We start from the raw sequence: 21,655 nt of genomic DNA, 5'->3' as shown, positions 1-21,655 counted from the left end.
GCGCTGCCGCACATCCTACCGGTTCGCGGGCTCGGACGTGCTACCCAGGCGGCCCGTCGGGGGCACCGGTCGCCGCGGGGCCGTGGCCGGGGCGGCATCGAACCGGTCTCCGTGACATCGGTCACGGCGGTCGCCAGGGCATTAGGCTCGCAGCATGGTGACTGCGCGGGCGGTGGACGAGGCCGTCGCGGATCGGGCGACCGTCGACCTCCTCGGCGTGTTGGCCTACGGGGAGCTGTCGGCGTTCGACCGTCTGGCCGAGGACGCGCGGCACGCGCCCACCCTCGGCGGACGGGCCGCGCTCTCCGCCATGGCCGCCGCCGAGATCGGACATTTCCGGCTGCTCGAGAAGCACCTGGAAGGGCTCGGGGTCGGCGTCGAGGACGCGATGCGCCCGTTCGTGGCGCAGTGGGACGCCTACCACTCGTCCACCGCGCCGCGCAGCTGGCTCGAGTCGCTGGTCAAGGCCTACCTCGGCGACGGGCTCGCGGCCGACTTCTACCGCGAGATCGCCGGCTGGCTGCCCGGCCCCACCGGCGAGCTGGTGCAGAAGGTGCTCGCCGACACCGGCCACAGCGCGTTCGCCGAGCGCGAGGTGAAGGCGGCCTGCGAGAGCAGCAGGCAGGTGCACGACCGGCTCGCGCTCTGGGGCAGGCGCCTGCTCGGCGAGGCCGTCACCCAGGCCCAGCAGATCGTCGCAGAACGCGACGAGCTCGCCGAGTTCATCGTGTCCGGGTCCGGCGACCTGACCGGTATCGCCGCGTTGCTCAAACGCCTCCAGTCCAACCACGGCAAGCGGATGGCCAAGCTCGGGCTGACCTAGCCGTCGTTCGCCGAGGGCGGAGCGCCCACACCCTCCTGCGCCCCCGCGCTCGGCTAGCCTGGGCCGCGCATTGCAGCTCGGACGACGTGACCAGGAGGTCCACCGGTGGAGGTCAAGATCGGCATCGCGGAGAGCGCGCGCGAGCTCGTGGTGTCCAGCGACCAGACGCCGGACGAGGTCCAGGCCCTGGTCGACGACGCGCTCAAGGACGCGGACGGCCTGCTCCGCCTCGTCGACGACAAGGGTCGGCGCTACCTCGTCCGCGCCGCCCAGATCGCCTACGTGGAGATCGCACCGGCCTCGGCCGGCCGCGTGGGCTTCACGATCGGCTGAGGACAGCCCGTGAGCGGATACGGGTGCGGGAGCACCCGTATCCGCTCACGACCTATCGGGCGACGCCCAGCAGCTCCGCGGGCTTGCGCAGCAGGCCCGGCAGCACCTGGCTCGGGCGTTGCTGCTCGCCGTGCACGGCGTTCAGCACGATCACGGCGCCGGTGAGGGCCGGCACCGCCCACTGCAGCACCCGCATCTGCCGCTGCGCCTTCTCGACGTCCGGTGGCGTGGCGGGAGCCGGCTCGGTGCTGCCCTCGACCGGCGCGCCGCTGCCCTGGTCGAGCTTCCGGCCGAGCGCGGCGCTCCACGCCGTGGCGCCCACGGCGGCCCCGGTGAGCGCGGTCTTCGCGATCGAGCTCGCGCCGACGCCCTTCTGCAGGAACATGCGGCCCTTGTTGCCGTAGCCCAGTGCTGCGGCGGTGGCGAGGTGCACCGCCACGGCACTGCTCGTCACGCGGCTCCAGCGCGCCCAGCCGGCGTTCGCCACCTGCAGCCGCTCCCGCTCGTCGGACACGGCCGCGGCTGCGCTGTTGATCCCGATCACGCCGGCCAGCGTCCCCCCGAACCAGGCGGCGAGCGTCAGGTCGTGCAGGCTGCGGACGACGGTGTTGCGCTGGGTCATGTCTGTTGGCCCCTTCCTGTGCGCCGCTGCGTCCGGCGCCGTGGCGGGGGCGTACCCGGCCGCCGCGTCCTCATCCGCGTTCGGGAGCACCGCAGTGCGGGATCGGACCCGTCAGTCGTCCAGGTCCGGCTCCTCGATCCGGAACGGCGGGGCGCCGACGCCGGTCACGCGGTAGCGGCCCCACGGGTCGACCTCGCCGATCCGGGTCTCGGCGCGCCCCGTCTCGGTGCGCAGCTCCACCGTGCCGCTCGGGATCTCCGCCTGCCCGTCCTCGACGCGGATCCGCCCGAACCAGTGCAGCCGCCCGTCGTGCGGCTCGTGCCGGGCGTCCAGCTGCGCGTGGACGGGCACGTCCCGGCCGTCGACGGTGAGGACGGCAGGGCCGGTGTAGCCCTCGTCGTGGTCAGACACGGTCCACCTCCGAGGTGGGGGTCGGCAGCGGCTGGTCGGCCATCGCGATGACGCCCGAGATGCCGCCCCAGATGAGCGTGGTCAGGTAGTCGGTGAGCGCGGCGCGGCTCATCGTGCGGCGTTCGAGCCACCAGTCGCCCGCGCTCTGCACCATGCCCACGAGGCCCTGGGCCCACGCCTCCGCGCCGCCGGAGTCGAGGCCGAGCGCGCGCAGGCGCTCGCCGATGATCATGGAGAGCAGGCGGGCGATCTGCTGCCGGGCGTCCTCGACGATCTCGGCACCCGTCTCGCGCTCGATCGGGTGGTGCACGACGAAGCGCCACAGCTGCGGTTCGGCCTCGATGCCGGCCAGGAAGGCGTCGATCACGCCGCGGATGAGCTGGATGGGCTCCCGGTCGGGGTCCATCTCGGGTGCCATCCGGTCCAGCAGCATCTCAGCGGCCTTCTCCCCGACGGCTCGCTGCAGGTCGGCGCGGTCGGTGAAGTGCCGGTAGAGCACCGGTTTGGTGATCCCGGCCGCCGCGGCCAGCTCGGCCACGGAGACGCCGGGGCCGTGCGTGCGCACCGCCTCGATCGCGGCCTGCACCATCTCGGCGCGGCGTTCCGCCCGCCGTTGCTGCCGCTCCGCCGAGGTTCCCGGCTTGACACGAGCTTCGTCCCGATGCACGGTACTTGTGGTAACAGTTACCGGCGGTAACACGCAAGTGTCGTCTGGAGGCTGGTTCGATGGCACGGACAGGAACGGTCGGCGGGGTGCCGGGCCGGGTGCTCGTCACCGGCGCGGCCGGCGGCTTCGGTTCCCCCACGGTGACGCGGCTGCGGGAGCAGGGCGCGCAGGTGGTCGGGCTCGACGTGGCCGGCGGCGAGGGGGTGCTCGCCTGCGACATCACCGACACCTCGGCCGTCGAGACGGCCGTCGCGGAGGCTGTTGAGCGGCTGGGCGGCCTGGACGCCGTCGTGCACTACGCCGGCATCGGCATCCCGAACGACGCGGGCGGCCCGCTCGAACCCGACGCGCTGCGCGTCATCGACGTCAACTTGCTCGGCGCGTGGCGCGTCACCGCGGCCGCGCTCCCCGCGCTGCTCGCCGGCCGGGCCGGGCGGGGCGGCCAGCGCGGACGGGCCGTCTTCGTCGCCAGCGAGCTGGCGTACGTGACGCTGCCGTTCGTCTCGGCCTACAGCGTCGCGAAGCGCGGCATGTCCGCCTACGCCGACGCCCTGCGCCTCGAGTACGGCACGGAGCTGCACGTCAGCACCGTCTACCCGGGCTACGTCCGCACCGGGATCCACGCCGCCGGGCGCGAGGTCGGCCTGACCCTGGAAGGCCAGGTGCGGCGCGAGGAGGTCGAGGACGTCGTCGGCACCGTGCTGCGGACGCTCGCCACGCAGCGGCCGCCGCGCGACACCGCCTGCACCCGCGCCGGGAACGTCGAGCTGTGGGCCGCCCGCCACCTGCCGGGCGTGGTCGGTGCCGCTGCAGCCCGCCAGATCCGCAAGCACGCGGCCGCAGGTCGGTTCGACGGCTCGCCGCTCGCGGCCGGCCTCGTCGCCCGGTTGATCGGTCGCGCCACTGAGAGGAGCCAGCGATGAACGTCAAGACGGTGAACGACCGCGAGGCGACCGCGGAGCGGCTGCTCCGCTCGTCGCTCGACCACTCCTACGAGCCCAGCATCGACATCGACTGGGAGGCCCCGCTCCTCGAGGACGGATGGGCGATGCCGGCCCACCGGGTCTCGCTGTACGGCACCGAGCTGTGGGAGGGCCTCACCGAGGAGCAGCGGCGCACGCTGTCGGTGCACGAGGTGTGCAGCATCGCCCGCATCGGCCTGTGGTTCGAGATCATCCTCATGCAGATGCTGCTGCGCTACGCCTACGACCGCGACCCGCGCCGCCAGCACATCCAGTACGCGCTCACCGAGATCGCCGACGAGTGCCGGCACTCGATCATGTTCGCGAAGATGACCGAGCGGTACGGCGTGCCGGACTACGCACCACGGCGGCTCACGCACGAGCTCGGGCGGTTCTTCAAGACCGTCGCCTACGGCCCCGCGATGTTCGCGGGCACCCTGTTCGTCGAGGAGATCCTCGACCAGCTGCAGCGGGAGGCGATGCGGGACGACACCGTGCAGCCGCTCACCCGCATGGTCAACCGGATCCACGTCACGGAGGAGGCGCGGCACGTCCGCTACGCCCGCGAGGAGCTCATGCGGATCATGCCGAAGACGAACGCGGCTCAGCGCGCGCTCGCCCGCTTCCTCTCGGCGAGGGTGGCGTTCGTCGTGGCCCGCAACCTGATCCACCGCGACGTCTACAAGTCCGTGGGCATCGACCCGGCCGTCGGCCACAAGGCGGCCCTCGCCAACCCGCACCACCAGGAGATGCTGCGCTGGACGGCGCGCAAGCTGGTGCCGTTCCTGCGCGAGCAGCACCTCATCGGCGGACCGAGCGAGGTCCTCTGGCGCAAGGCGCACCTCATCTGATGACGACCGCCCGATCCGTCGACGTCGTCACCGCGGGCGAAGTTGTCGGGCCGGTGCCGGTCCGGTCATGCTGGCGCGGTGAGCGCAGGTGCGGCGACCCCCGGCAGGTCCGAGGGCCGGCCCGCCGCGCGGCCCGCGTGGAACCGCCTGCTGGCCGCGGCACTGGTGATGGTCTCCGCGGTCGCGCTGTTCGGCCTGCAGGAGCGACTGATCGGGTACGCGCTGATCGTCGTGGGCCTGGTCGTCGCGGCGCTGGTGGACCGCCTGCTGCTGCGACACCTGATCCTCATCTCCACCGGCCTCGTCGTCATCAGCACGATGTCGTTGGCGGCGGACCTGAGCAACGCCGGCATGGCCCGGTTCGCGATCACCCTGTCGACGGCGGTCGTCCTGCCCTACGCCCTCTCCCGGTGGTGGTATCGGGAGGACATCATCAAGTTCCCGGTCGGAACCGGGAACCGGTGGAGCGGGTTCGAGTTCGGCTACCTGGCGCTGGTGGTCGTCGCGGGCTACCTGATCCTCCCGGTGTACTTCCTGGGGTCGGGTGCCTACCGGAACTGGCCGGACGTCTCCGGCTCCGGCGAGATCGTCCGGCTGTTCATCGGCGTGAACGGCGTCGGCCTGTGGGACGAGCTGTTCTTCATCTGCATCGTCTTCGCCCTGCTCCGCCACCACTTCCCGGTCTGGCAGGCGAACCTGCTGCAGTCCGTGGTGTTCGTCTCGTTCCTGTGGGAGCTGGGATACCGCGGCTGGGGTCCGCTGCTCACGGTGCCCTTCGCCCTGCTGCAGGGCTACATCTTCCAGCGCACCCGGTCATTGCCGTACGTGGTGACCGTGCACCTGACCTTCGACGCCATCATCTTCGGCATCCTCGTGCACGCCTACAACCCCACCCTGGCGGACATCTTCCTGACCGACCCGCGATAGCCAGTGCTCCCCGGCGGAAGGCACGACTCGTCACATGACCACCGCACGATCCGTCCCCGCGGCCGACGGCGTGCCGCTGCACGTCGAGCTGGACGGCACGCACGATGCGCCCGTCACCGTCGTCCTGGTGCACGGCTGGTCGCTCGACCGGCGTTCGTGGCGGCCCGTCGCCAGGTCGCTCGCGGCCGGCCCCTCCCCGGTCCGCGTGGTGCGGCACGACCACCGCGGGCACGGGCGCTCGGCCGCGGTCGACCCGGCGACGATGACGATCGACCAGCTCGCCGACGACCTCGCAGCGGTCGTCTCCGCTGCGGCGCCGACCGGTCCGCTCGTGCTCGCCGGGCACTCGATGGGCGGCATGACGCTGATGGCCCTGGCCGAGCGCCACCCGGACGTGGTGGCGCGTGCCGCCGGGATCGCGCTGGTGGCCACGGCGAGCGGTGGTCTCGCCGAGCGGCCGTTCGGACTCACCCCGCCCGCGGCCGCGGTGTACCGGCGGGTGCAGGGACGGATCGCCGCCACGAGGGCATGGGCGCGCCGGGAGCGCCTCGCCGACCCGCGCCTCATCGCACCGGCGATGCGGTGGCTGCTGCTCGGCACGCAGCCGAGCGCAGAGGCCCGCCGGATCACGTTCGAGACGGTGGGCGCGTGCCGGCCGCTCACCGTGTCCGGGTTCCAGCCGACGCTGCAAGCCCACGAACGCGATGCCGCGCTCACGGCGTTCGCCGACATCCCGACCGTCGTGCTCGTCGGCTCCCGGGACCGCCTCACCCCGGTGCGTTCGGCCCGCCGCATCGTCGACGCGCTGCCGTCGGCCGAGCTGACGATCTTCCCGGAGGCGGGGCACATGCTGCCGCTCGAGCGGGTGTCCGGCGTGGCGGGCCGGATCGCCGCGCTGGCCACGGCCGCCGCCGCTGGGCAGGCCCGGCAACGCCGGACCGCATGACCACGGCGGCACCCGCATCACGCCGCACGATCGGCCGCAGCGCTCCGGATGGGGGCCGGGTGACCCGGCAGGACGACGAGCGTCGCGCCTGACGCCGCGAGACGGTCGCGGTGCTCGCGGATGTGGTGGTTGCAGAAGTGCAGCTCGCCCGCCGGCAGCTCGGCGCGGACACGGGCCCGGGCGGGGCAGCGGTCGCAGTAGGCCGCGCCGTTGTCGGTGGTGGTGTTCATGTCACGCCGCCTCGACCAGTGCGCGGCCGGTGACCGTCAGGCGGGCGGGGCCGGGGCCGGGGGCGATCAGGCCGGCGTTCGTCAGCCTGCGGCCGACGAACTGGTCGCAGCAGCCCAGCCCGTCGACGGCGAGGACGCCGATCGCGGAGACGGTGCACCGCCCGGCGGCGACCGCGCGGAGGACGGCGCGGTCCCGGTAGCTGAGGTCGGTCGTGGTGGTCATCTTTCGCTCCCTTCCGGGCCGGCGCGCCCCGTGCGGCGCGGTTGCAGATGAGACCGCGGCCACACCCGGAACTCATCGCTCGACCGCAACCCGACTCGCGCGCACCCAGGCCGCGACTCGCGGGGCTTGGCGCGGGGTGGCCGGGCGTCCGCTCTCGGCGAAAGGGTTTCGCCCCCCGCGAATGTCCGGGTTGGCGCAGGTCGGGCGCCGTTAGCGTCCGGGAGATCCACCGACCCGGAGGTCAACGCATGCAGAGCGCGCAGGCCCGCTACGTCCTGCCGTCGTTCGTCGAGCGGACGAGCTACGGCTACCAGGAGTCGAATCCCTACAGCAAGCTGTTCGAGGGCCGCATCGTCTTCCTCGGCACGCAGATCGACGACGCCGCCGCCAACGACGTGATGGCCCAGCTGATCTGCCTGGAGTCGGCGGAGCCGGACCGGCCGATCTCGATGTACATCAACTCGCCGGGCGGGTCGCTCACCGCGATGACGGCGATCTACGACACCATGCGCTACATCCGCCCGCCCGTGCACACGTACTGCCTCGGGCAGGCGGCGTCCGCCGCAGCGGTGCTGCTCGCGGCCGGCGCGCGGGGCCACCGCTCGGTGGTGCCCAACGCCCGGGTGCTGATCCACCAGCCGAGCATCGACGTCGTCCGCGGCCAGACGTCCGACCTGGAGATCTACGCGGCCGAGGTGTCGCGCCTGCGCCGCCAGCTCGAGGAGGCCCTCGCCGAGGGCACCGGCCAGACCGTGGAGCGCGTCCACACCGACATCGAGCGCGATCTCGTCCTCACCGCCGACGAGGCCGTCGAGTACGGCATCGCCGACAACATCATCGCCAGCCGCAAGCTCCCCCGCTGAAGGAGACCACTGACATGAGCGCCCCCACCATCGACGACACCGTCTACGACCGGCTGCTGCGCGAGCGGATCGTCGTGCTCGGCCAGGAGGTGGACGACGACGTCGCCACGAAGCTCGTCGCCCAGCTGCTCCTCCTCGCGGGCGAGGACCCGACCGCCGACATCACGCTCTACATCAACTCACCGGGCGGTTCGGTGTTCGCCGGGATGGCGATCTACGACACCATGCACGCCATCCAGCCGGACGTGTCCACCATCGCCACCGGCATGGCCGCGTCCATGGGGCAGTTCCTGCTGACCGGGGGCACGCCGGGCAAGCGGTTCGCGCTGCCGCACGCCCAGGTGATGATGCACCAGCCATCGGGCGGGGCGGGCGGTGCGGAGTCGGACATCGTGATCCGCGCCGAGATGCTGTCGAAGCTCAAGAAGCGGATCGCCGAGCTCACGGCCGAGCACTCCGGGCAGCCGGTCGAGCGGATCGAGGCCGACTTCGACCGCGACCGCTGGTTCAGCGCCCAGGAGGCCGTGGACTACGGCCTGATCGACGGGGTGCTGCGCACGCCTGCGCGGTGATCGCCCTCAGCCGTGGATCAGGGGGAAGCCGGCGAGGCCGCGCCACGCGAACCCGGACATGAGTGACACGGCCTCGTCGCGGGGCACCGCCTGGTCGGAGTCGAGCCAGTACTGCGCGGCCACCTGGCTCAGCCCGACCAGCCCGACGGCCAGCATCCGGGCGCGCGGGGTGTCCAGCCCCGCGTCGGTGGTGACGGCCGCGGCGACCGTGTCGATGCAGCGGGTGAGCGCGCCGTCGACGACCGCGGCGGCCTCCGGCTCGCCGCGCAGGTCGGACTCGAACACCAGCCGGTAGGCCTGCCCCTCGCCCGCCACGAAGTCGAAGTAGGCCGCGACGGCGGCGTGCACGCGCTGCTCGTTGTCGGAGGTGCCGTCGATGGCGGCGGTGACGCGCTCCACCAGCTCGTCGGCGTACGTGGTGAGCAGCGCCCGGTAGAGCTCCAGCTTGCCGGGGAAGTGCTGGTAGAGCACCGGCTTGCTCACGCCGGCCCGCTCGGCGATGTCGTCCATCGCGGCGGCGTGGTACCCGTGGGCCGCGAAGACGTCGCGCGCGGCCACGAGAAGCTGGGCCCTGCGCGCGTCGCGGGAAAGGCGGGTGCCGCGGTGCACCGGTGCCGGCGCCTCGGTCATGCCGTTGCCCTCCGTCCATCCACCCGATCGGGTGCGGAGGAACACCTTACCCGTCGGTAGCAGCACCGCGCTGCGGCCGCAGGTCGTTGATCACCAGCACCGCGGCGCAGACCGCCGTCGCCGCTGCTGAGAGCGCCGGGCCGAGCAGGCCGGCCGCGGTCGTCGGCAGCAGCACCGCGACGCAGGCGAGCGAGCAGATCAGGTTCGTCCGGGCGACGGCCGCGGTGTGGCGGGCGAGCCGGATCGCGGCCACCGCGACGGAGAGATCGCCGCGCACCAGCGTCAGCGCGGGCCGGGAGTCCGTCCCGGCCCAGCCGATGCGCACGGCGAGATCGGCGGCGCGGAGGGCCGCCTCGTACCGCTCGGAGCAGGCGATCACGGCGATGCCGCAACCCAGCTCGCGGACGAGCCCGGCCGCATCCCGGGGGGCGACGCCCGCCAGCACGGCGTCGGGCGCGATCCCCGCGCTCGCGGCAACGGCCCGTGCGACATCCGGTTCCTCGGCGGCCAGGAGGACGGGCCGCACCCCGAGAGCGGTGAGCTCCCGGACGGCGGCTGCGATCGCCCGGGGCACGTCCGGCCCGACGTCCAGCACGCCACGCGCCGAGCCGTCCCATGCCACCGCGACCGGGGTGCAGCCGGCCGTCGCCGGGACGGCGGGCAGGTCGATGTCGTGCGCCGCGAGGAGCGCCGCGTCGCCGACGAGCACGGCGTGGGCGATCACCCGCTCCTCACCGGGAGCGCCGACGACCTCGGCCACGACGCCGCGCGCGCCGAGTCCGTCCACGGGGTCGAAGTCGGCGACGCCGGGCAGGCGGGGCGTCGCCGCGGCGATCGCGCGGTGGATCGGCCGGCCGGACTCCTGGACCACGGCACCGGCCAGGCGCAGCACGTCGTCCGCCGGGACGCCGTCGACGGCGTGGACGGCCTGCACCTCCAGCTCGCCGCTGGTGAGCAGGCCCGTCCCGGCGAGCACGACCGTGTCGACGCTCCGCGCAGACCCGAACGCAGCGCCGGAGGCCAGGACACCGAGCCGGGCCGCTCGGTCCATGCCGACGAGGCGCGGCAGCCCGGTGGCCAGGCGCAGTGCACCGGGCACCGCGACGAGCAGCACGGCCAGCGCGGCCCCGATGGCCACCGTGGCCGGCTGCCCGCTGCCCAGCCGGTACGCGAGCACCACCAGTGCCGCCGTGACCGTCAGGGTCGCGGCCGCGACCTCCAGTGGGCTCGCCCCGGCCAATGTCGGCCTCCTCTCCCGGAGTACAACGCCGGTGACCGGCCGCGATGACGTCCCCCACAGGCGCGAGCCGGATGCCGCGCGGGTGGCCGCAACATCGCGGGCGAGTCATCCTCGGGGAGTGAGTGCTGGAGATCCGGGCACAGCCGCGCTGCCGTTCATCCGTCCGCTACTGGTGCGCGCCCGCCGGGCGCAGGACGTGCCGATCGGGCCGCCGCCGCTGGCGGACCCGGCCACGCTTCCGCACCTCGATCCGCACCAGGCCCCGTGGCCGGGCGGCGAGGTGACCTCCGGCGGCGTCACGCTGCACGTGCGCGAGACGCCCGGTCCGCAGGACACCCCGGCCGTCTACGTCCACGGGCTGTCCGGCTCGGCCACCAACTGGACGGACCTCGCCGCACTGCTGTCCACCCGGGCGGCGGGCACGGCGGTGGACCTGCCCGGCTTCGGGCACTCCCGGCCGCTCGCGTCCCGGGACTACTCGCCCGCCGGCCACGCCGACGCCCTGCTCTGCTTCCTCGCGGGTCGCGGCCGCCCGGTGCACCTACTGGGCAACTCGTTCGGCGGCGCCGTCGCGCTCGCCGTGGCCGCCCGCAGGCCCGAGCTGGTGCGCACGCTCACGCTCGTGTCGCCCGCGATGCCCGACCTGCGACCCCACCCGCATCGCGTGTCCGACCCGAAGCTGCTGCTCGCGCTGCTGCCCCTGATCGGGAAGCGCGCCCGGGCCGAGCTCGCGGCGATGGACCCGCGCACCCGGGCGGAGCAGGTCGTGCGGCTCTGCTTCGGCGACCCGACGCTCGTCCCGGAGCACCGGATGGCCGAGGCCGCCGCCGAGTACGCCGCGCGGGCCCGCCTGGCCTGGGCCCAGGAGGCGGCGGAGCGCACCGGGAAGGCGATGGTGGCCGGATGGCTGCGCGGGGAGTCGCTGTGGTCGGTGGCGGCCCGCGTGCAGGCTCCGACGCTCGTGGTGTGGGGCGAGCGCGACCGGCTCGTGGCGCCCCGGCTGGCCCGCCGCACCGCCGCGGCCCTGCGGCGCTCGCGGCTGCTGGTGCTGCCGGGTGTGGGGCACGTCGCTCAGATCGAGGCGCCGCAGACGGTGGCGCGCGCCGTCGCGGGCATGTGGGATGCGGTCGGGGCGGGGACCTGGGAAGAACCCGGGTGACCGTCGCGTTGCCGGAAGGAACCGTACGTCGATGCGAGGAGCTTGATCATGGCGCTACCGCCGCTCGTGGAGCCGGCCGCCACCCTGTCCAAGGAGGAGGTCGAGCGCTACAGCCGGCACCTCATCATCCCGGACGTCGGCATGGCGGGGCAGAAGCGGCTGAAGAACGCGAAGGTGCTGGTGGTCGGCGCCGGTGGCCTCGGGAGCCCGGCCCTGCTCTACCTCGCCGCCGCGGGCGTCGGCACGCTCGGCATCGTCGAGTTCGACGTGGTCGACGAGTCCAACCTGCAGCGTCAGATCATCCACGGGCAGTCCGACGTCGGCCGGTCGAAGGCCGAGTCGGCGCGCGACTCCATCAAGGAGATCAACCCGTTCGTCGAGGTCCGGCTGCACGAGACGCGGCTCGACTCGTCGAACGTGCTCGACGTGTTCCGCGACTACGACCTCATCCTCGACGGCACCGACAACTTCGCCACCCGCTACCTCGTGAACGACGCGGCGGTCCTGCTCGGCAAGCCGTACGTGTGGGGTTCGATCTTCCGGTTCGAGGGCCAGGCGTCGGTGTTCTGGGAGGACGCCCCGAACGGACAGGGCCTCAACTACCGCGACCTCTACCCCGAGCCCCCGCCGCCCGGGATGGTGCCGTCCTGCGCCGAGGGTGGCGTGCTCGGTGTCCTGTGCGCCTCGATCGGCTCGATCATGGTGAACGAGGCCATCAAGCTGATCACCGGCATCGGCGAGCCGCTGCTGGGACGGCTGATGGTCTACGACGCCCTCGAGATGACCTACCGCACGATTCGGATCCGCAAGGACCCGAGCACCCCGAAGATCACCGAGCTCATCGACTACGACGCGTTCTGCGGCGTGGTGTCCGACGACGCGCAGCAGGCGGCCGCGGGCAGCACCATCACCGCGCTCGAGCTCAAGGAGATGATCGACGCGGGCAAGGACTTCGAGCTGATCGACGTCCGGGAGCAGAACGAGTTCGAGATCGTCAGCATCCCGGGCGCGAAGCTGATCCCGAAGGACCGCATCCTGTCCGGCGAGGCGCTCTCGGAGATCCCGCAGGACCGGCCCGTCGTGCTGCACTGCAAGTCCGGGGCGCGCTCGGCGGAGGCGCTCGCGGTGCTGCACCGGGCGGGCTTCAAGGACGCCGTGCACGTCGGTGGCGGCGTGCTGGCTTGGATCAAGCAGGTCGACCCCTCCCAGCCCGTGTACTGAGCGCAACCTCGGGCCCCGCACGACGGCGCCCCCGTCCGGCCCCTGGTCGGAGGGGGCGCCGTCGCCGTTTCAGGGCCAGTCGTACGTACCGATGCAAGGGACGGATGCATTCGGCAGGACGAGTCGCGCCCGAATGGCCCAATCGGAGCACTTGCTGTCACGCGCAGTGATCGGATGCCTGCCTTCGTGTTCGTCGAACGGAGCAGTGACACCCGGACGAGTGCCGAGTAGCGTTCCGGAGCCGGAAGATCAAGACGGATCTGCGGGACCGTGGTGTCGGGGTGCGCCACGGTGCACATCACGGTCACCGGTGGCACTTCCGAGTACTGGCATTCCTTCCGTCACCCGGCGATGGGGGTCGCACTGGTGGACGACAACGCGAGACGCTGTGCCCTGCCCGGGTGCAACGAGGTGATCGAGGACATCCCCGGTCGCCCGCCTCGCCGTTACTGCACCGCAGCGCATCGGGCCGCCGCTCGGCAGGCCCGCCGCGCCGCCGCGCAGGCCGGCCAGGACGAACGGCTCGCGGCCGCGCTGCCATGGCTCCTCGAGCCGCAGGGCGAGCCGGAGGCGCCACCGGTCCCGCACGGAGTGCGGGAGCAGCGGGCCATGGTCGAGGCCCGCCGGGTGGAGCGCGCCGCGCAGTCGGAGGCCACGCGCGCCAGGGCCCGCGCGAGCGCGACCAGCCGGAGGCGGCGCACCGTGGCGGTGTTCGGCGCGGCCGGCATCCTCGCCGCCACGTACGTCTTCACCGCGTCCGAGCCCATCGCCCCGCCCCAGGCCACCGCGCCTGCGCCGCCAGGGGTCGACCCGCGCGCGGAGTGGATCGCGCACGCGCAGATCTCCCTCGCCTCGCTGGACAGCCAGCTCGCCACGCTCGCGCAGACGGAGCGGGCATGGACGAGCCTGCCGCCGGAGCGCCGCTCGGTCACCCCGCCCGAGGTGCAGGACCTCCAGGCGCGCAAAGCCGTCCTCGAGCGGCGCAAGGCCATGCTGCAGTCGCAGATCGACACCTACCGCTCCCTCGACCGGGCCCGGACCGACCTCCAGACCACCGAGCGCCACCTGCAGGCGGTCGAGCAGGCGCTCTCGGCCGCACCGCCCGGCAGGCGCAGCCCCGAGCAGTCGTCCGAGCTCGCCGCGCTCGACGAGCAACGCGATCTGCGGCTGCGTCAGCGGGAGGCGAAGCGCACCGAGCTGGAGGACCTGGAGCGCGGCGTCGACAACGCCGTCCGGGCCCCGTTGCCCGACGACGACGAGGAGACCGAGGAGGTCACCGAGCGCCTCCTGGACGTGGTCGAGCACGGCCCCGACGAGTCGGACGAGACGCGCTCCGAGGACCGGGACGACCCGGACTCGGACCGTTCGGAACGCGACGACGACGAGGACGAGGGCGACGCCCTGCCCGACCTCCCCGACGTGGTCGCCCGCGACGAGCAGGAGGACAGGGAGCGGCAGGACACGTCCAACGGGGCTCCCCCCGACCCGCGCGGCCCCGGCGATGAGGCCGCGGAGCACGACGACGACCCCGACCAGCAGAGGCCGGATGTCCGCGCCGACGGCGGTGGGCCGATCGCGGACGCACTCGGCTCTCTGGGGGAGTCGCTCGGCGGCGACGCCGCCGGCGGGGACGCTGCCCGGGGTGACAACGATCGCGGGGACGACGCTGGCGGCGGCGAGGACGAGGAACGCGCTCCGGCAGGTGGAGCCCCCGAGGGTCCCGGGCAAGAACGCGACCAGGGCGGGCCCGGGCGTGGCGGCGCTCCCGGCGACGAGCGGGATGCGCCGGGTGGTCCGGTCGGTGAGGCACTGGGTTCGGTGGGTGAGGTGCTCGGCGGCGATGCGGGTCGGGGTGACAGCGGCCGGGGGGACGACGCGGGCGGCGGCGAGGACGAGGGCCGGGCTCCGGCGGGTGGAGATCGCGAGGGTCCCGGTCAGGATCGGGATCAGGGTGAACCCGGGCGTGGTGGCGCTCCCGGCGACGAGCGGGATGCGCCGGGTGGTCCGGTCGGTGAGGCACTGGGTTCGGTGGGTGAGGCGCTCGGCGGCGATGCGGGTCGGGGTGACAGCGGCCGGGGGGACGACGCGGGCGGCGGCGAGGACGAGGGCCGGGCTCCGGCGGGTGGAGATCGCGAGGGACCTGGTCAGGATCGGGATCAGGGTGAACCCGGGCGTGGTGGCGCTCCCGGCGAGGAGCGGAACGCGCCGGGCGGTGGCCCGGTCGGTGAGGCGCTCGGCTCCGTGGGTGAGGCGCTCGGCGGTGGTGAGCGCGGACCCTCCGGTCCGGGCGACCGCGCGGGCGACACGAGCACCGACGAGCAGGAAGGACCCGGTCAGCCCGGTTCCGGTGGCCCGGGGCGCGACGCTCCCGGCCCCTCGGGCGACCGGGGTGACGAGCGGGGCGGGGGACCGGGCGATCGCGACCGCGGTGGGCCCGTCGGCGATGCCCTCGGCTCCCTGGGAGATGCGCTCGGCGGCGACGGTGGCCGGGGCGACTCGGACTCCGGCGGCGAGGACCGGGGGCGACCCGGCGACGACGCGTCCGAGGGGCGGTCCGGTCCTGGTGCGGGTCCGGCGGACTCGCCCGGCGGCCCGGACGCCGGCCCGGAGGCGGGGGACGGCCCGTCCGGGGGCGGGATCCTCGGATCGGTCGGGGGCCTGCTCGGCGGCGGCGACCGCTCGGACGACGGGGGCCGGGACGACGGGGGCAGGGACGACGGCGCAGGCGACGACAGCGGAGGCACTGAATCCGGCTCCGGCTCCGGCTCTGGCTCCGGAGACGAGGACGGCGGAGGCGACTCGGGCGGACTGCTGCGGGGCCTCGTCGGTGGAGGCGCAGACCGCGACGGCGCCGCCGACGACCGCTCGGACGACGGCGACGACGGGGACAGCCGGAGCGAGCGGGGCAGCGCGTCCGACAGCAAACCGAGTGGCGGAGGGGCGGATCAGAGCGGCCGCGGGAGTGACGACCGCGACGAGGACGACGGCGACTCGGGCTCCTCGGGACCGGAGCGCAACGTCACCGGGGTCGTCGAGGCCGTCAGCGGCTCCGTGACCGGGGACGACGGTGGCGAGGACGACCGCGGCGGTGCGTCCGGCGGCGAGCGCGACAACGCGAGCCCCCGCGCCGACACCGACCGCCGATCCGCCCAGGACAACGACCGCAGCCGCGACGAGTCGGACGGCGACCGGCCCAGCACCCGCTCGGACGACCAGCGCGACAGGGCCGGCTCGGACTCCGACGACTCGTCCGACTCGCCCAGCTCGGAGGACGCCGAACGGGCCGGAAGGGTCCTCGAGGCGATGGGCGCCTCCGGACTCGGCTCCCTGCTGGCGGCAGCCGCCGAGGCCGACCGGTCCGACGGCGACTCGGACGAGGACTCCGGCCGGCAGTCGAGGAGCGACTCGGACGACGACTCCGGCCGCAACGACTCCGACCGCGAGACCGATGGTGACGCTCCGGATCGGAACTCCGAGGACGACGACTCGTCGGGTGAATCGTCCGACCGCGACTCCGGGTCGGACGCCGGCAGCTTGGACGAGGACGAGCTCGAAGCGGCCGTCTGGAAGGCGCTGGCGGAGGCGTCCTCCGACCGTGACTCCTCCGAGCGGGACAACTCCGACCGTGACTCCGAAGGCTCGGACGAGGACTCGGATCGCAGCGATTCCGATCGCAAGGAGTCCGGTGAGAAGGGCGATGACGAGAGTTCGGATCGTGAGAACTCGGATCGTGACGTGTCCGGGGAGAAGGGCGACGACGAGAGTTCCGATCGTGGGGACTCGGATCGCGAGGTCTCCGGCGAGAAGGGCGACGACGAGAGTTCGGACCGTCGGGAATCCGATCGTGAGGAGTCCGGCGACGGGGGCGATGACGAGAGTTCCGACCGCGGGGACTCGGATCGCAAGGAGTCCGGCGAGAAGGGCGATGACGAGAGCTCCGACCGTGGCGACTCGGACCGGAAGGAGTCCGGCGACGAGGACTCGGACGGTGACTCCGACGAGAAGAGCTCCGACCGGGACTCCGACCGGGACTCCGACGACAAGGGATCGGACGACGGCGACTCGGACGACAAGGACTCCGACGGCGGCGACTCGGACGGCGGCGACTCGGACAGCGAGGACTCGGACAGCGAGGACTCGGACAGCAAGGACTCGGACAGCGGCGACTCCGGCGACGGGGACGACGACGGCGGGAGCTCCGACGGCGGCGGCGATGACGGTGGCGGCGATGACGGCGGCGATGACGGTGGCGGCGACGACGGTGGCGGCGACGGGGGCGACGACTGAGACGACACGGGGACGACGACGGCGAGTGATCGTCCAGCCGTCCCCGCCGCCCGATCGCGCGGCACGGCGACGCGCCCCCGCGTGGCGCCCCGGAACGGCGGGGTGGCGCCGGTAGCGTCCGTTGCCGTGACCGCTGCGCCTGTCCTGCCGTCCACCGGGACCACCCTGCCCGCGCACGTTCGCAACGCGTTCGGCGTGAGCGACGTCGAGCCACGTCCCGTCGTGTGGGCCGGCAGGCGGGCATGGCACTGCGGTGACGTGCTCGTCCGCCCGGTGCCGGACAACGTCGTGGCGGCGTGGTCCGCGGCCGTCCTCGACGGGCTCCAGGTCGAGGGTGTGCGCGTCGCCCGCCCGCTGCGTTCCTCCGACGGGCGGTGGGTCGTCGGCGGCTGGGCCGCGTGCCGCTACATCCCCGGTTACGTCGAGCCCCGCTACGACGAGGTCGTGGAGGCGTCCATCCGGCTGCACGCCGCCACCGCGGGCGTCTCCCGGCCGCGGCTCCTGGACGACCGTGATGACCTGGTGACCCGGTCCGCTGCCGGAGCGTTCGGCGAGCGGCGGCTGACCCTCGACCCGGCGACCGGTGGTGAGCTGTACTCGCAGCTCGCCGAGTTCCGCAGGCCCGTGCAGCTCACCCCCCAGCTGGTGCACCCGGAGCTGTTCGGCGCCGTCCTGTTCGACGAGCGCGGGATGCCGGCCGTGATCGACCTCGTCCCGTGCTGGCGTCCCGCGCAGTGGGCGGCCGCCGTGGTCGTCGTCGACGCGCTGGCGTGGGGCGGTGCCGACGAGGAGCTGCCCAAGCGGTGGACGCACCTCGAGGAGTGGCCGCAGATGCTGTTGCGGGCCCTCCTGCACCGCGTCGCACTGCACGCGCAGCACCCCGACGCCTCTGCGCGGACGCTGGCCGGCCTGCAGCGCGCGGCGGGCGCCATCGGCCCGCTCCTGTAGGAGGAGCCTCACCCCTGACGTGCGGCCGCCGTGAGGCCGGGTTTGCGTCCATGTCACATCGAACCGACGGGCCGGTAACGGGCCGTGCATAGCGTCGCGCCGACCGACGAACCCAGGAGGATCGGCGTGACGACGACCGCACCTGATGCACCCCCCGCGCGTTCCGCGCTCCGCGGGCGTTGGATCGACCAGTGGGACCCCGAGGATGCGGGGTTCTGGGAGCGCACCGGCGCGAAGGTCGCGAACCGCAATCTGTGGTTCTCGATCTTCTCCGAACACATCGGCTTCTCGATCTGGACGATGTGGTCCGTCCTCGTGCTGTTCATGGGGCCGGAGTACGGCATCGACGCGGCCGGGAAGTTCTTCCTGGTCGCCGTGCCGACGCTGGTGGGCTCGATCCTGCGGCTGCCCTACACGATGGCGCCCGCCCGCTTCGGCGGCCGCAACTGGACGATCGTGAGCGCGGTCCTGCTGCTGATCCCGACGATCCTCGCCGCGATGGTCATCCAGCCGGGCACGCCGTACTGGGTGTTCGTCCTCGTCGCCGCGATCGGAGGCGTCGGCGGCGGGAACTTCGCCTCGTCCATGGCGAACATCAACGCCTTCTTCCCGGAGGCGAGGAAGGGCTGGGCGCTCGGCCTGAACGCCGGCGGGGGGAACATCGGCGTACCGGTCATCCAGCTGGTCGGGCTGCTGATCATCGCGACGGCGGGCGCGGGCGCGCCCCGGATCCTGCTCGGCGTCTACATCCCGCTGATCGTGGTGGCCGCTGTGTTCGCCGCCATCAAGATGGACAACCTCACCTCCATGCGCAACGACACCGGCGCCTTCAAGGAGGCGTACCGGGAGTCGCAGACCTGGGTGATGTCGTTCCTCTACATCGGTACGTTCGGCTCGTTCATCGGCTACAGCTTCGCGTTCGGGCTCGTGCTGCAGAACCAGTTCGGGCGTACCCCGCTGCAGGCCGCCGCCGTGACGTTCATCGGCCCGCTCCTCGGCTCCCTGATCCGCCCGGTGGGCGGCTGGTTCGCGGACAAGTACGGCGGTGCGAAGGTCACGTTCTACAACTTCATCGCGATGGGTGTCTCCGCCCTCGTGGTGCTCGCGGCATCGGCCATGGACTCGCTGACGCTGTACACGGTCGGCTTCGTGCTGCTGTTCGTGTTCAGCGGCGTCGGCAACGGCTCCACGTACAAGATGATCCCGGCGATCTTCCGTGGTCAGGCCCGGGTCGCGGTCGAGACCGCCGGTGCCGAACCGCAGCAGGCGTACCTGCGGGCGCGCCGGGTCTCCGGCGCGGTCATCGGAATCGCCGGTGCGGTCGGCGCGCTCGGCGGCCTGTTCATCAACCTGGCGTTCCGCCAGTCGTTCATGACCACGCAGTCCGGTGACCCGGCGTTCTGGTCCTTCCTGGCCTTCTACGTGCTGTGCATCGCGGTGACCTACGTGGTCTACCTGCGGCCGGCCCCGGCAGAGGCCACGCACCCGCGTGTGGCCTACGCGGGCGTATGACGCTCGCGGTCACCCCGCGCGTCGCCACCCACTGCCCGTACTGCGCGCTGCAGTGCGGGCAGTGGGTGGGTGCCGGTGGGGAGGTCGACGCGCGGGACTTCCCGACCAACCGCGGCGGGCTGTGCCAGAAGGGCTGGACATCCGGGAGCCTGCTGGCCCACCCCGAGCGGCTGACCACCCCGCTGATGCGCGCGTCGCGGTCGGCGCCGTTCGCCGCGGTGGGCTGGGACGCCGCGCTCGGGCACGTCGCGGGCCGGCTCCGCGAGCTGCAGGCCCAGCACGGTCCCGACGCCGTCGCCGTGTTCGGCGCGGGCGGGCTCACCAACGAGAAGGCCTACCTGCTCGGCAAGTTCGCCCGCGTCGCGCTCGGCACGTCGCAGATCGACTACAACGGCCGGTTCTGCATGTCGTCGGCCGCGGCTGCCGGCAACCGGGCGTTCGGCGTCGACCGCGGGCTGCCTTTCCCGGTGACCGACCTGGACGACGCCGAGGTCGTGCTGCTCGCCGGCGCGAACGTCGCGGAGACGATGCCGCCGCTGATGGGGCACCTCGGGAGCGCCCGGCTCGTCGTGGTGGACCCGCGGCGCACGCCGACCGCGGAGCGGGCGCTGGCATCGGGCGGCCTGCACCTGCAGCCGGTGCCCGGCACCGACCTGGTGCTGGCGCTGGGCATGCTGCACGTCGCCGTGGTCGACGGGTACCTGGACGCCGACTACCTGGCCGAGCGCACCACCGGCTTCGACGACGCGTGGCGGGTCGCGGCGCAGTGGTGGCCCGAGCGCGCGGAGCGGGTGTGCGGGGTGCCGGCCGCCGACATGCGGAGGGCGGTCGGCTGGCTCGCCGGCGCCGCGCGGCGCTACGTGCTCACCGCGCGCGGCGCCGAGCAACACGCCAACGGCGTCGACACCGTCACGTCCTGGATCAACCTCGCGCTCGCGCTCGGGTTGCCGGGCCGGCCCGGCTCCGGCTTCGGCACGATCACCGGCCAGGGCAACGGGCAGGGCGGCCGCGAGCACGGGCAGAAGTCCGACCAGCTGCCCGGGTACCGCTCGATCAGCGACCCGGCCGCCCGGGCGCACGTCGCAGGCGTATGGGGCGTGGACCCGGACAGCCTGCCGGGGCCGGGTCGCAGCGCCACCGAGCTGCTCGCCGCGCTCGGCCGCGACGACGGCCCGAGAGCGCTGCTCGTCTTCGGCTCCAACGTGCTCGTCTCGGCACCGGACGCGAACGCCGTGGCCGAGCGGCTCGCAGCGCTGGACCTGCTGGTCGTCGCCGACGTACTGCCCGGTGAGACGGCGATGGCCGCCGACGTCGTGCTGCCCGTGGCCCAGTGGGCCGAGGAGGAGGGCACGATGACCAACCTCGAGGGGCGGGTGCTGCGCAGGCGCCGGGCCATGGCGCCGCCCGGTGGGGTGCGCACCGACCTCGAGGTGATCTCCGGGCTCGCCGACCGGCTCGGCGTCGCGGGCTTCCCGGCCGAGCCGCAAGAGGTGTTCGACGAGCTGCGTGCGGCGTCCGCGGGCGGGATCTCCGACTACTCCGGCATCAGCTACGACCGGCTCGACGCGGGCGAGGCGTTGCACTGGCCCTGTCCCGCGCCCGGCCACCCGGGCACGCCTCGGCTGTTCACCGAGCGGTTCGCGCATCCCGACGGCCGCGCGCGGCTGATCCCGGTCGACCACACGCCGTCGGCCGAGCTGCCCGACGCCGACCACCCGCTCCGGGCCACCACCGGGCGGGTGCTGGTGCATTACCAGTCGGGCGCGCAGACCCGCCGCGTGGCCGAGCTCTCCGGTGTGGTGCCCGAGTCGTTCGTAGAGGTCCACCCGGACACCGCCGCCCGCGCCGGGCTCGCCGACGGCGACTGGGCGCGCGTGGTCTCCCGGCGGGGCGCGGCGGAGGCGCGGGTGCGGTGCGTGCCGACCCTGCGGCCGGACACGGTGTTCCTGCCCTTCCACTTCGGCGGCGAGCAGGCGGCGAACCGGGTGACGAACCCGGCGCTGGACCCGATCAGCCGGATGCCGGAGTTCAAGGTGAGCGCGGTTCGCCTGGAGCCGGCGTAGCGCGCCCGGATGTCAGCAAAGCCACTTTCCTGTCCTCCCACGTCAGGAAAGTGGCTTTGCTGACACGGCCGACCTCGCGTCCCCCCGCCCTGCTGGCATGGCCTGGGTCACCCTCAGGTCGGACTCACGGTGTCTGCCTGCCGATGTGCGAGCGGCGTTACCTCT

At 73.5% G+C, this 21,655-nt stretch carries 21 protein-coding genes; 14 read left to right on the top strand and 7 right to left on the bottom strand.

Annotated elements, in window-relative coordinates; translation table 11 throughout:
• Nucleotides 1-154 precede the first annotated feature (154 nt).
• Both FB388_RS29015 and FB388_RS29010 read left to right on the top strand, forming a co-directional pair.
• Nucleotides 155-823 (top strand): ferritin-like fold-containing protein, encoded by a 669-nt coding sequence (locus FB388_RS29015; protein ID WP_142105281.1) that lies wholly within the window; start codon nucleotides 155-157, stop codon nucleotides 821-823.
• A 105-nt stretch (nucleotides 824-928) separates the two neighbouring features.
• On the top strand, nucleotides 929-1,156 hold the full coding sequence (locus tag FB388_RS29010; protein ID WP_142105280.1) for a DUF3107 domain-containing protein: 228 nt from the start codon (nucleotides 929-931) through the stop codon (nucleotides 1,154-1,156).
• A gap of 52 nt (nucleotides 1,157-1,208) precedes the next feature.
• On the opposite strand, the gene FB388_RS29005 is transcribed toward FB388_RS29010, so the two are convergent.
• From FB388_RS29005 to FB388_RS28995, 3 genes are all read right to left on the bottom strand, one after another.
• Nucleotides 1,209-1,778 carry a hypothetical protein gene (locus FB388_RS29005; RefSeq protein WP_142105279.1) on the bottom strand — a complete coding sequence of 190 codons (570 nt, stop codon included), beginning with the start codon at nucleotides 1,776-1,778 and terminating at the stop codon, nucleotides 1,209-1,211.
• A 111-nt stretch (nucleotides 1,779-1,889) separates the two neighbouring features.
• Nucleotides 1,890-2,189, bottom strand: a complete 300-nt coding sequence (locus tag FB388_RS29000) for a DUF4873 domain-containing protein (RefSeq protein WP_142105278.1) — start codon at nucleotides 2,187-2,189, stop codon at nucleotides 1,890-1,892.
• On the bottom strand, nucleotides 2,182-2,856 hold the full coding sequence (locus FB388_RS28995; RefSeq protein WP_246122487.1) for a TetR family transcriptional regulator: 675 nt from the start codon (nucleotides 2,854-2,856) through the stop codon (nucleotides 2,182-2,184). Before FB388_RS28995 ends, FB388_RS29000 begins: the two co-directional genes overlap by 8 nt.
• Before the next feature lie 59 nt (nucleotides 2,857-2,915).
• Between FB388_RS28995 and FB388_RS28990 the strand changes: the two genes are divergently transcribed.
• From FB388_RS28990 to FB388_RS28975, 4 genes are all read left to right on the top strand, one after another.
• Nucleotides 2,916-3,779, top strand: a complete 864-nt coding sequence (locus FB388_RS28990) for an SDR family NAD(P)-dependent oxidoreductase (protein WP_142105277.1) — start codon at nucleotides 2,916-2,918, stop codon at nucleotides 3,777-3,779.
• The gene (locus tag FB388_RS28985; protein ID WP_142105276.1) at nucleotides 3,776-4,669 is read left to right on the top strand and encodes an AurF N-oxygenase family protein; all 894 of its coding nucleotides are present in this window, start codon (nucleotides 3,776-3,778) and stop codon (nucleotides 4,667-4,669) included. The genes FB388_RS28990 and FB388_RS28985 overlap by 4 nt, the downstream gene beginning before the upstream one ends.
• Nucleotides 4,670-4,747: 78 nt before the next feature.
• The gene (locus FB388_RS28980; RefSeq protein WP_211362259.1) at nucleotides 4,748-5,596 is read left to right on the top strand and encodes a CPBP family intramembrane glutamic endopeptidase; all 849 of its coding nucleotides are present in this window, start codon (nucleotides 4,748-4,750) and stop codon (nucleotides 5,594-5,596) included.
• A 34-nt stretch (nucleotides 5,597-5,630) separates the two neighbouring features.
• Nucleotides 5,631-6,542 carry an alpha/beta fold hydrolase gene (locus tag FB388_RS28975; RefSeq protein ID WP_142105275.1) on the top strand — a complete coding sequence of 304 codons (912 nt, stop codon included), beginning with the start codon at nucleotides 5,631-5,633 and terminating at the stop codon, nucleotides 6,540-6,542.
• Between the two features lie 17 nt (nucleotides 6,543-6,559).
• On the opposite strand, the gene FB388_RS28970 is transcribed toward FB388_RS28975, so the two are convergent.
• A complete protein-coding gene (locus tag FB388_RS28970; RefSeq protein WP_142105274.1) occupies nucleotides 6,560-6,772 on the bottom strand; it encodes a DUF7455 domain-containing protein in 213 nt (70 codons plus the stop codon).
• Nucleotide 6,773: 1 nt separating this feature from the next.
• Nucleotides 6,774-6,995: a hypothetical protein gene (locus tag FB388_RS28965; protein WP_142105273.1), complete on the bottom strand. Its 222-nt coding sequence runs from the start codon at nucleotides 6,993-6,995 to the stop codon at nucleotides 6,774-6,776.
• 248 nt (nucleotides 6,996-7,243) lie between these two features.
• Here FB388_RS28965 and FB388_RS28960 point away from each other — a divergent pair, with 248 nt between their 5' ends.
• A complete protein-coding gene (locus FB388_RS28960; protein WP_142105272.1) occupies nucleotides 7,244-7,858 on the top strand; it encodes an ATP-dependent Clp protease proteolytic subunit in 615 nt (204 codons plus the stop codon).
• Nucleotides 7,859-7,872: 14 nt separating this feature from the next.
• Nucleotides 7,873-8,430, top strand: a complete 558-nt coding sequence (locus FB388_RS28955) for an ATP-dependent Clp protease proteolytic subunit (RefSeq protein WP_246122485.1) — start codon at nucleotides 7,873-7,875, stop codon at nucleotides 8,428-8,430.
• A 6-nt stretch (nucleotides 8,431-8,436) separates the two neighbouring features.
• On the opposite strand, the gene FB388_RS28950 is transcribed toward FB388_RS28955, so the two are convergent.
• Together FB388_RS28950 and FB388_RS28945 are read right to left on the bottom strand one after the other, a co-directional pair.
• Nucleotides 8,437-9,060, bottom strand: coding sequence for a TetR/AcrR family transcriptional regulator (locus FB388_RS28950; protein ID WP_142105270.1), 624 nt, complete (start codon nucleotides 9,058-9,060; stop codon nucleotides 8,437-8,439).
• Between the two features lie 46 nt (nucleotides 9,061-9,106).
• On the bottom strand, nucleotides 9,107-10,300 hold the full coding sequence (locus tag FB388_RS28945) for an HAD family hydrolase (RefSeq protein ID WP_246122483.1): 1,194 nt from the start codon (nucleotides 10,298-10,300) through the stop codon (nucleotides 9,107-9,109).
• A gap of 118 nt (nucleotides 10,301-10,418) precedes the next feature.
• Here FB388_RS28945 and FB388_RS28940 point away from each other — a divergent pair, with 118 nt between their 5' ends.
• The 6 genes from FB388_RS28940 (at nucleotide 10,419) to FB388_RS28915 (ending at nucleotide 21,490) form a co-directional block, all read left to right on the top strand.
• Complete coding sequence (locus tag FB388_RS28940; protein ID WP_246122481.1) at nucleotides 10,419-11,459, top strand: alpha/beta fold hydrolase; 1,041 nt, start codon at nucleotides 10,419-10,421, stop codon at nucleotides 11,457-11,459.
• 48 nt (nucleotides 11,460-11,507) lie between these two features.
• A complete protein-coding gene (moeZ, locus tag FB388_RS28935) occupies nucleotides 11,508-12,680 on the top strand; it encodes an adenylyltransferase/sulfurtransferase MoeZ (RefSeq protein ID WP_170225876.1) in 1,173 nt (390 codons plus the stop codon).
• Nucleotides 12,681-13,031: 351 nt separating this feature from the next.
• Complete coding sequence (locus FB388_RS39665; RefSeq protein ID WP_211362258.1) at nucleotides 13,032-16,967, top strand: hypothetical protein; 3,936 nt, start codon at nucleotides 13,032-13,034, stop codon at nucleotides 16,965-16,967.
• A 126-nt stretch (nucleotides 16,968-17,093) separates the two neighbouring features.
• Nucleotides 17,094-17,915: a TIGR02569 family protein gene (locus tag FB388_RS28925; protein WP_246122479.1), complete on the top strand. Its 822-nt coding sequence runs from the start codon at nucleotides 17,094-17,096 to the stop codon at nucleotides 17,913-17,915.
• Between the two features lie 126 nt (nucleotides 17,916-18,041).
• The gene (locus FB388_RS28920) at nucleotides 18,042-19,427 is read left to right on the top strand and encodes a nitrate/nitrite transporter (protein ID WP_142105267.1); all 1,386 of its coding nucleotides are present in this window, start codon (nucleotides 18,042-18,044) and stop codon (nucleotides 19,425-19,427) included.
• Nucleotides 19,424-21,490: a molybdopterin oxidoreductase family protein gene (locus FB388_RS28915; RefSeq protein ID WP_142105266.1), complete on the top strand. Its 2,067-nt coding sequence runs from the start codon at nucleotides 19,424-19,426 to the stop codon at nucleotides 21,488-21,490. The genes FB388_RS28920 and FB388_RS28915 overlap by 4 nt, the downstream gene beginning before the upstream one ends.
• The last annotated feature ends 165 nt before the right edge of the window (nucleotides 21,491-21,655 follow it).

It is taken from the genome of Pseudonocardia cypriaca (assembly GCF_006717045.1).
GTDB lineage: Bacteria > Actinomycetota > Actinomycetes > Mycobacteriales > Pseudonocardiaceae > Pseudonocardia > Pseudonocardia cypriaca.
The sequence above is the reverse complement of the archived record's forward strand: the minus strand, read 5'-3'. Positions and strand labels throughout refer to the sequence as shown.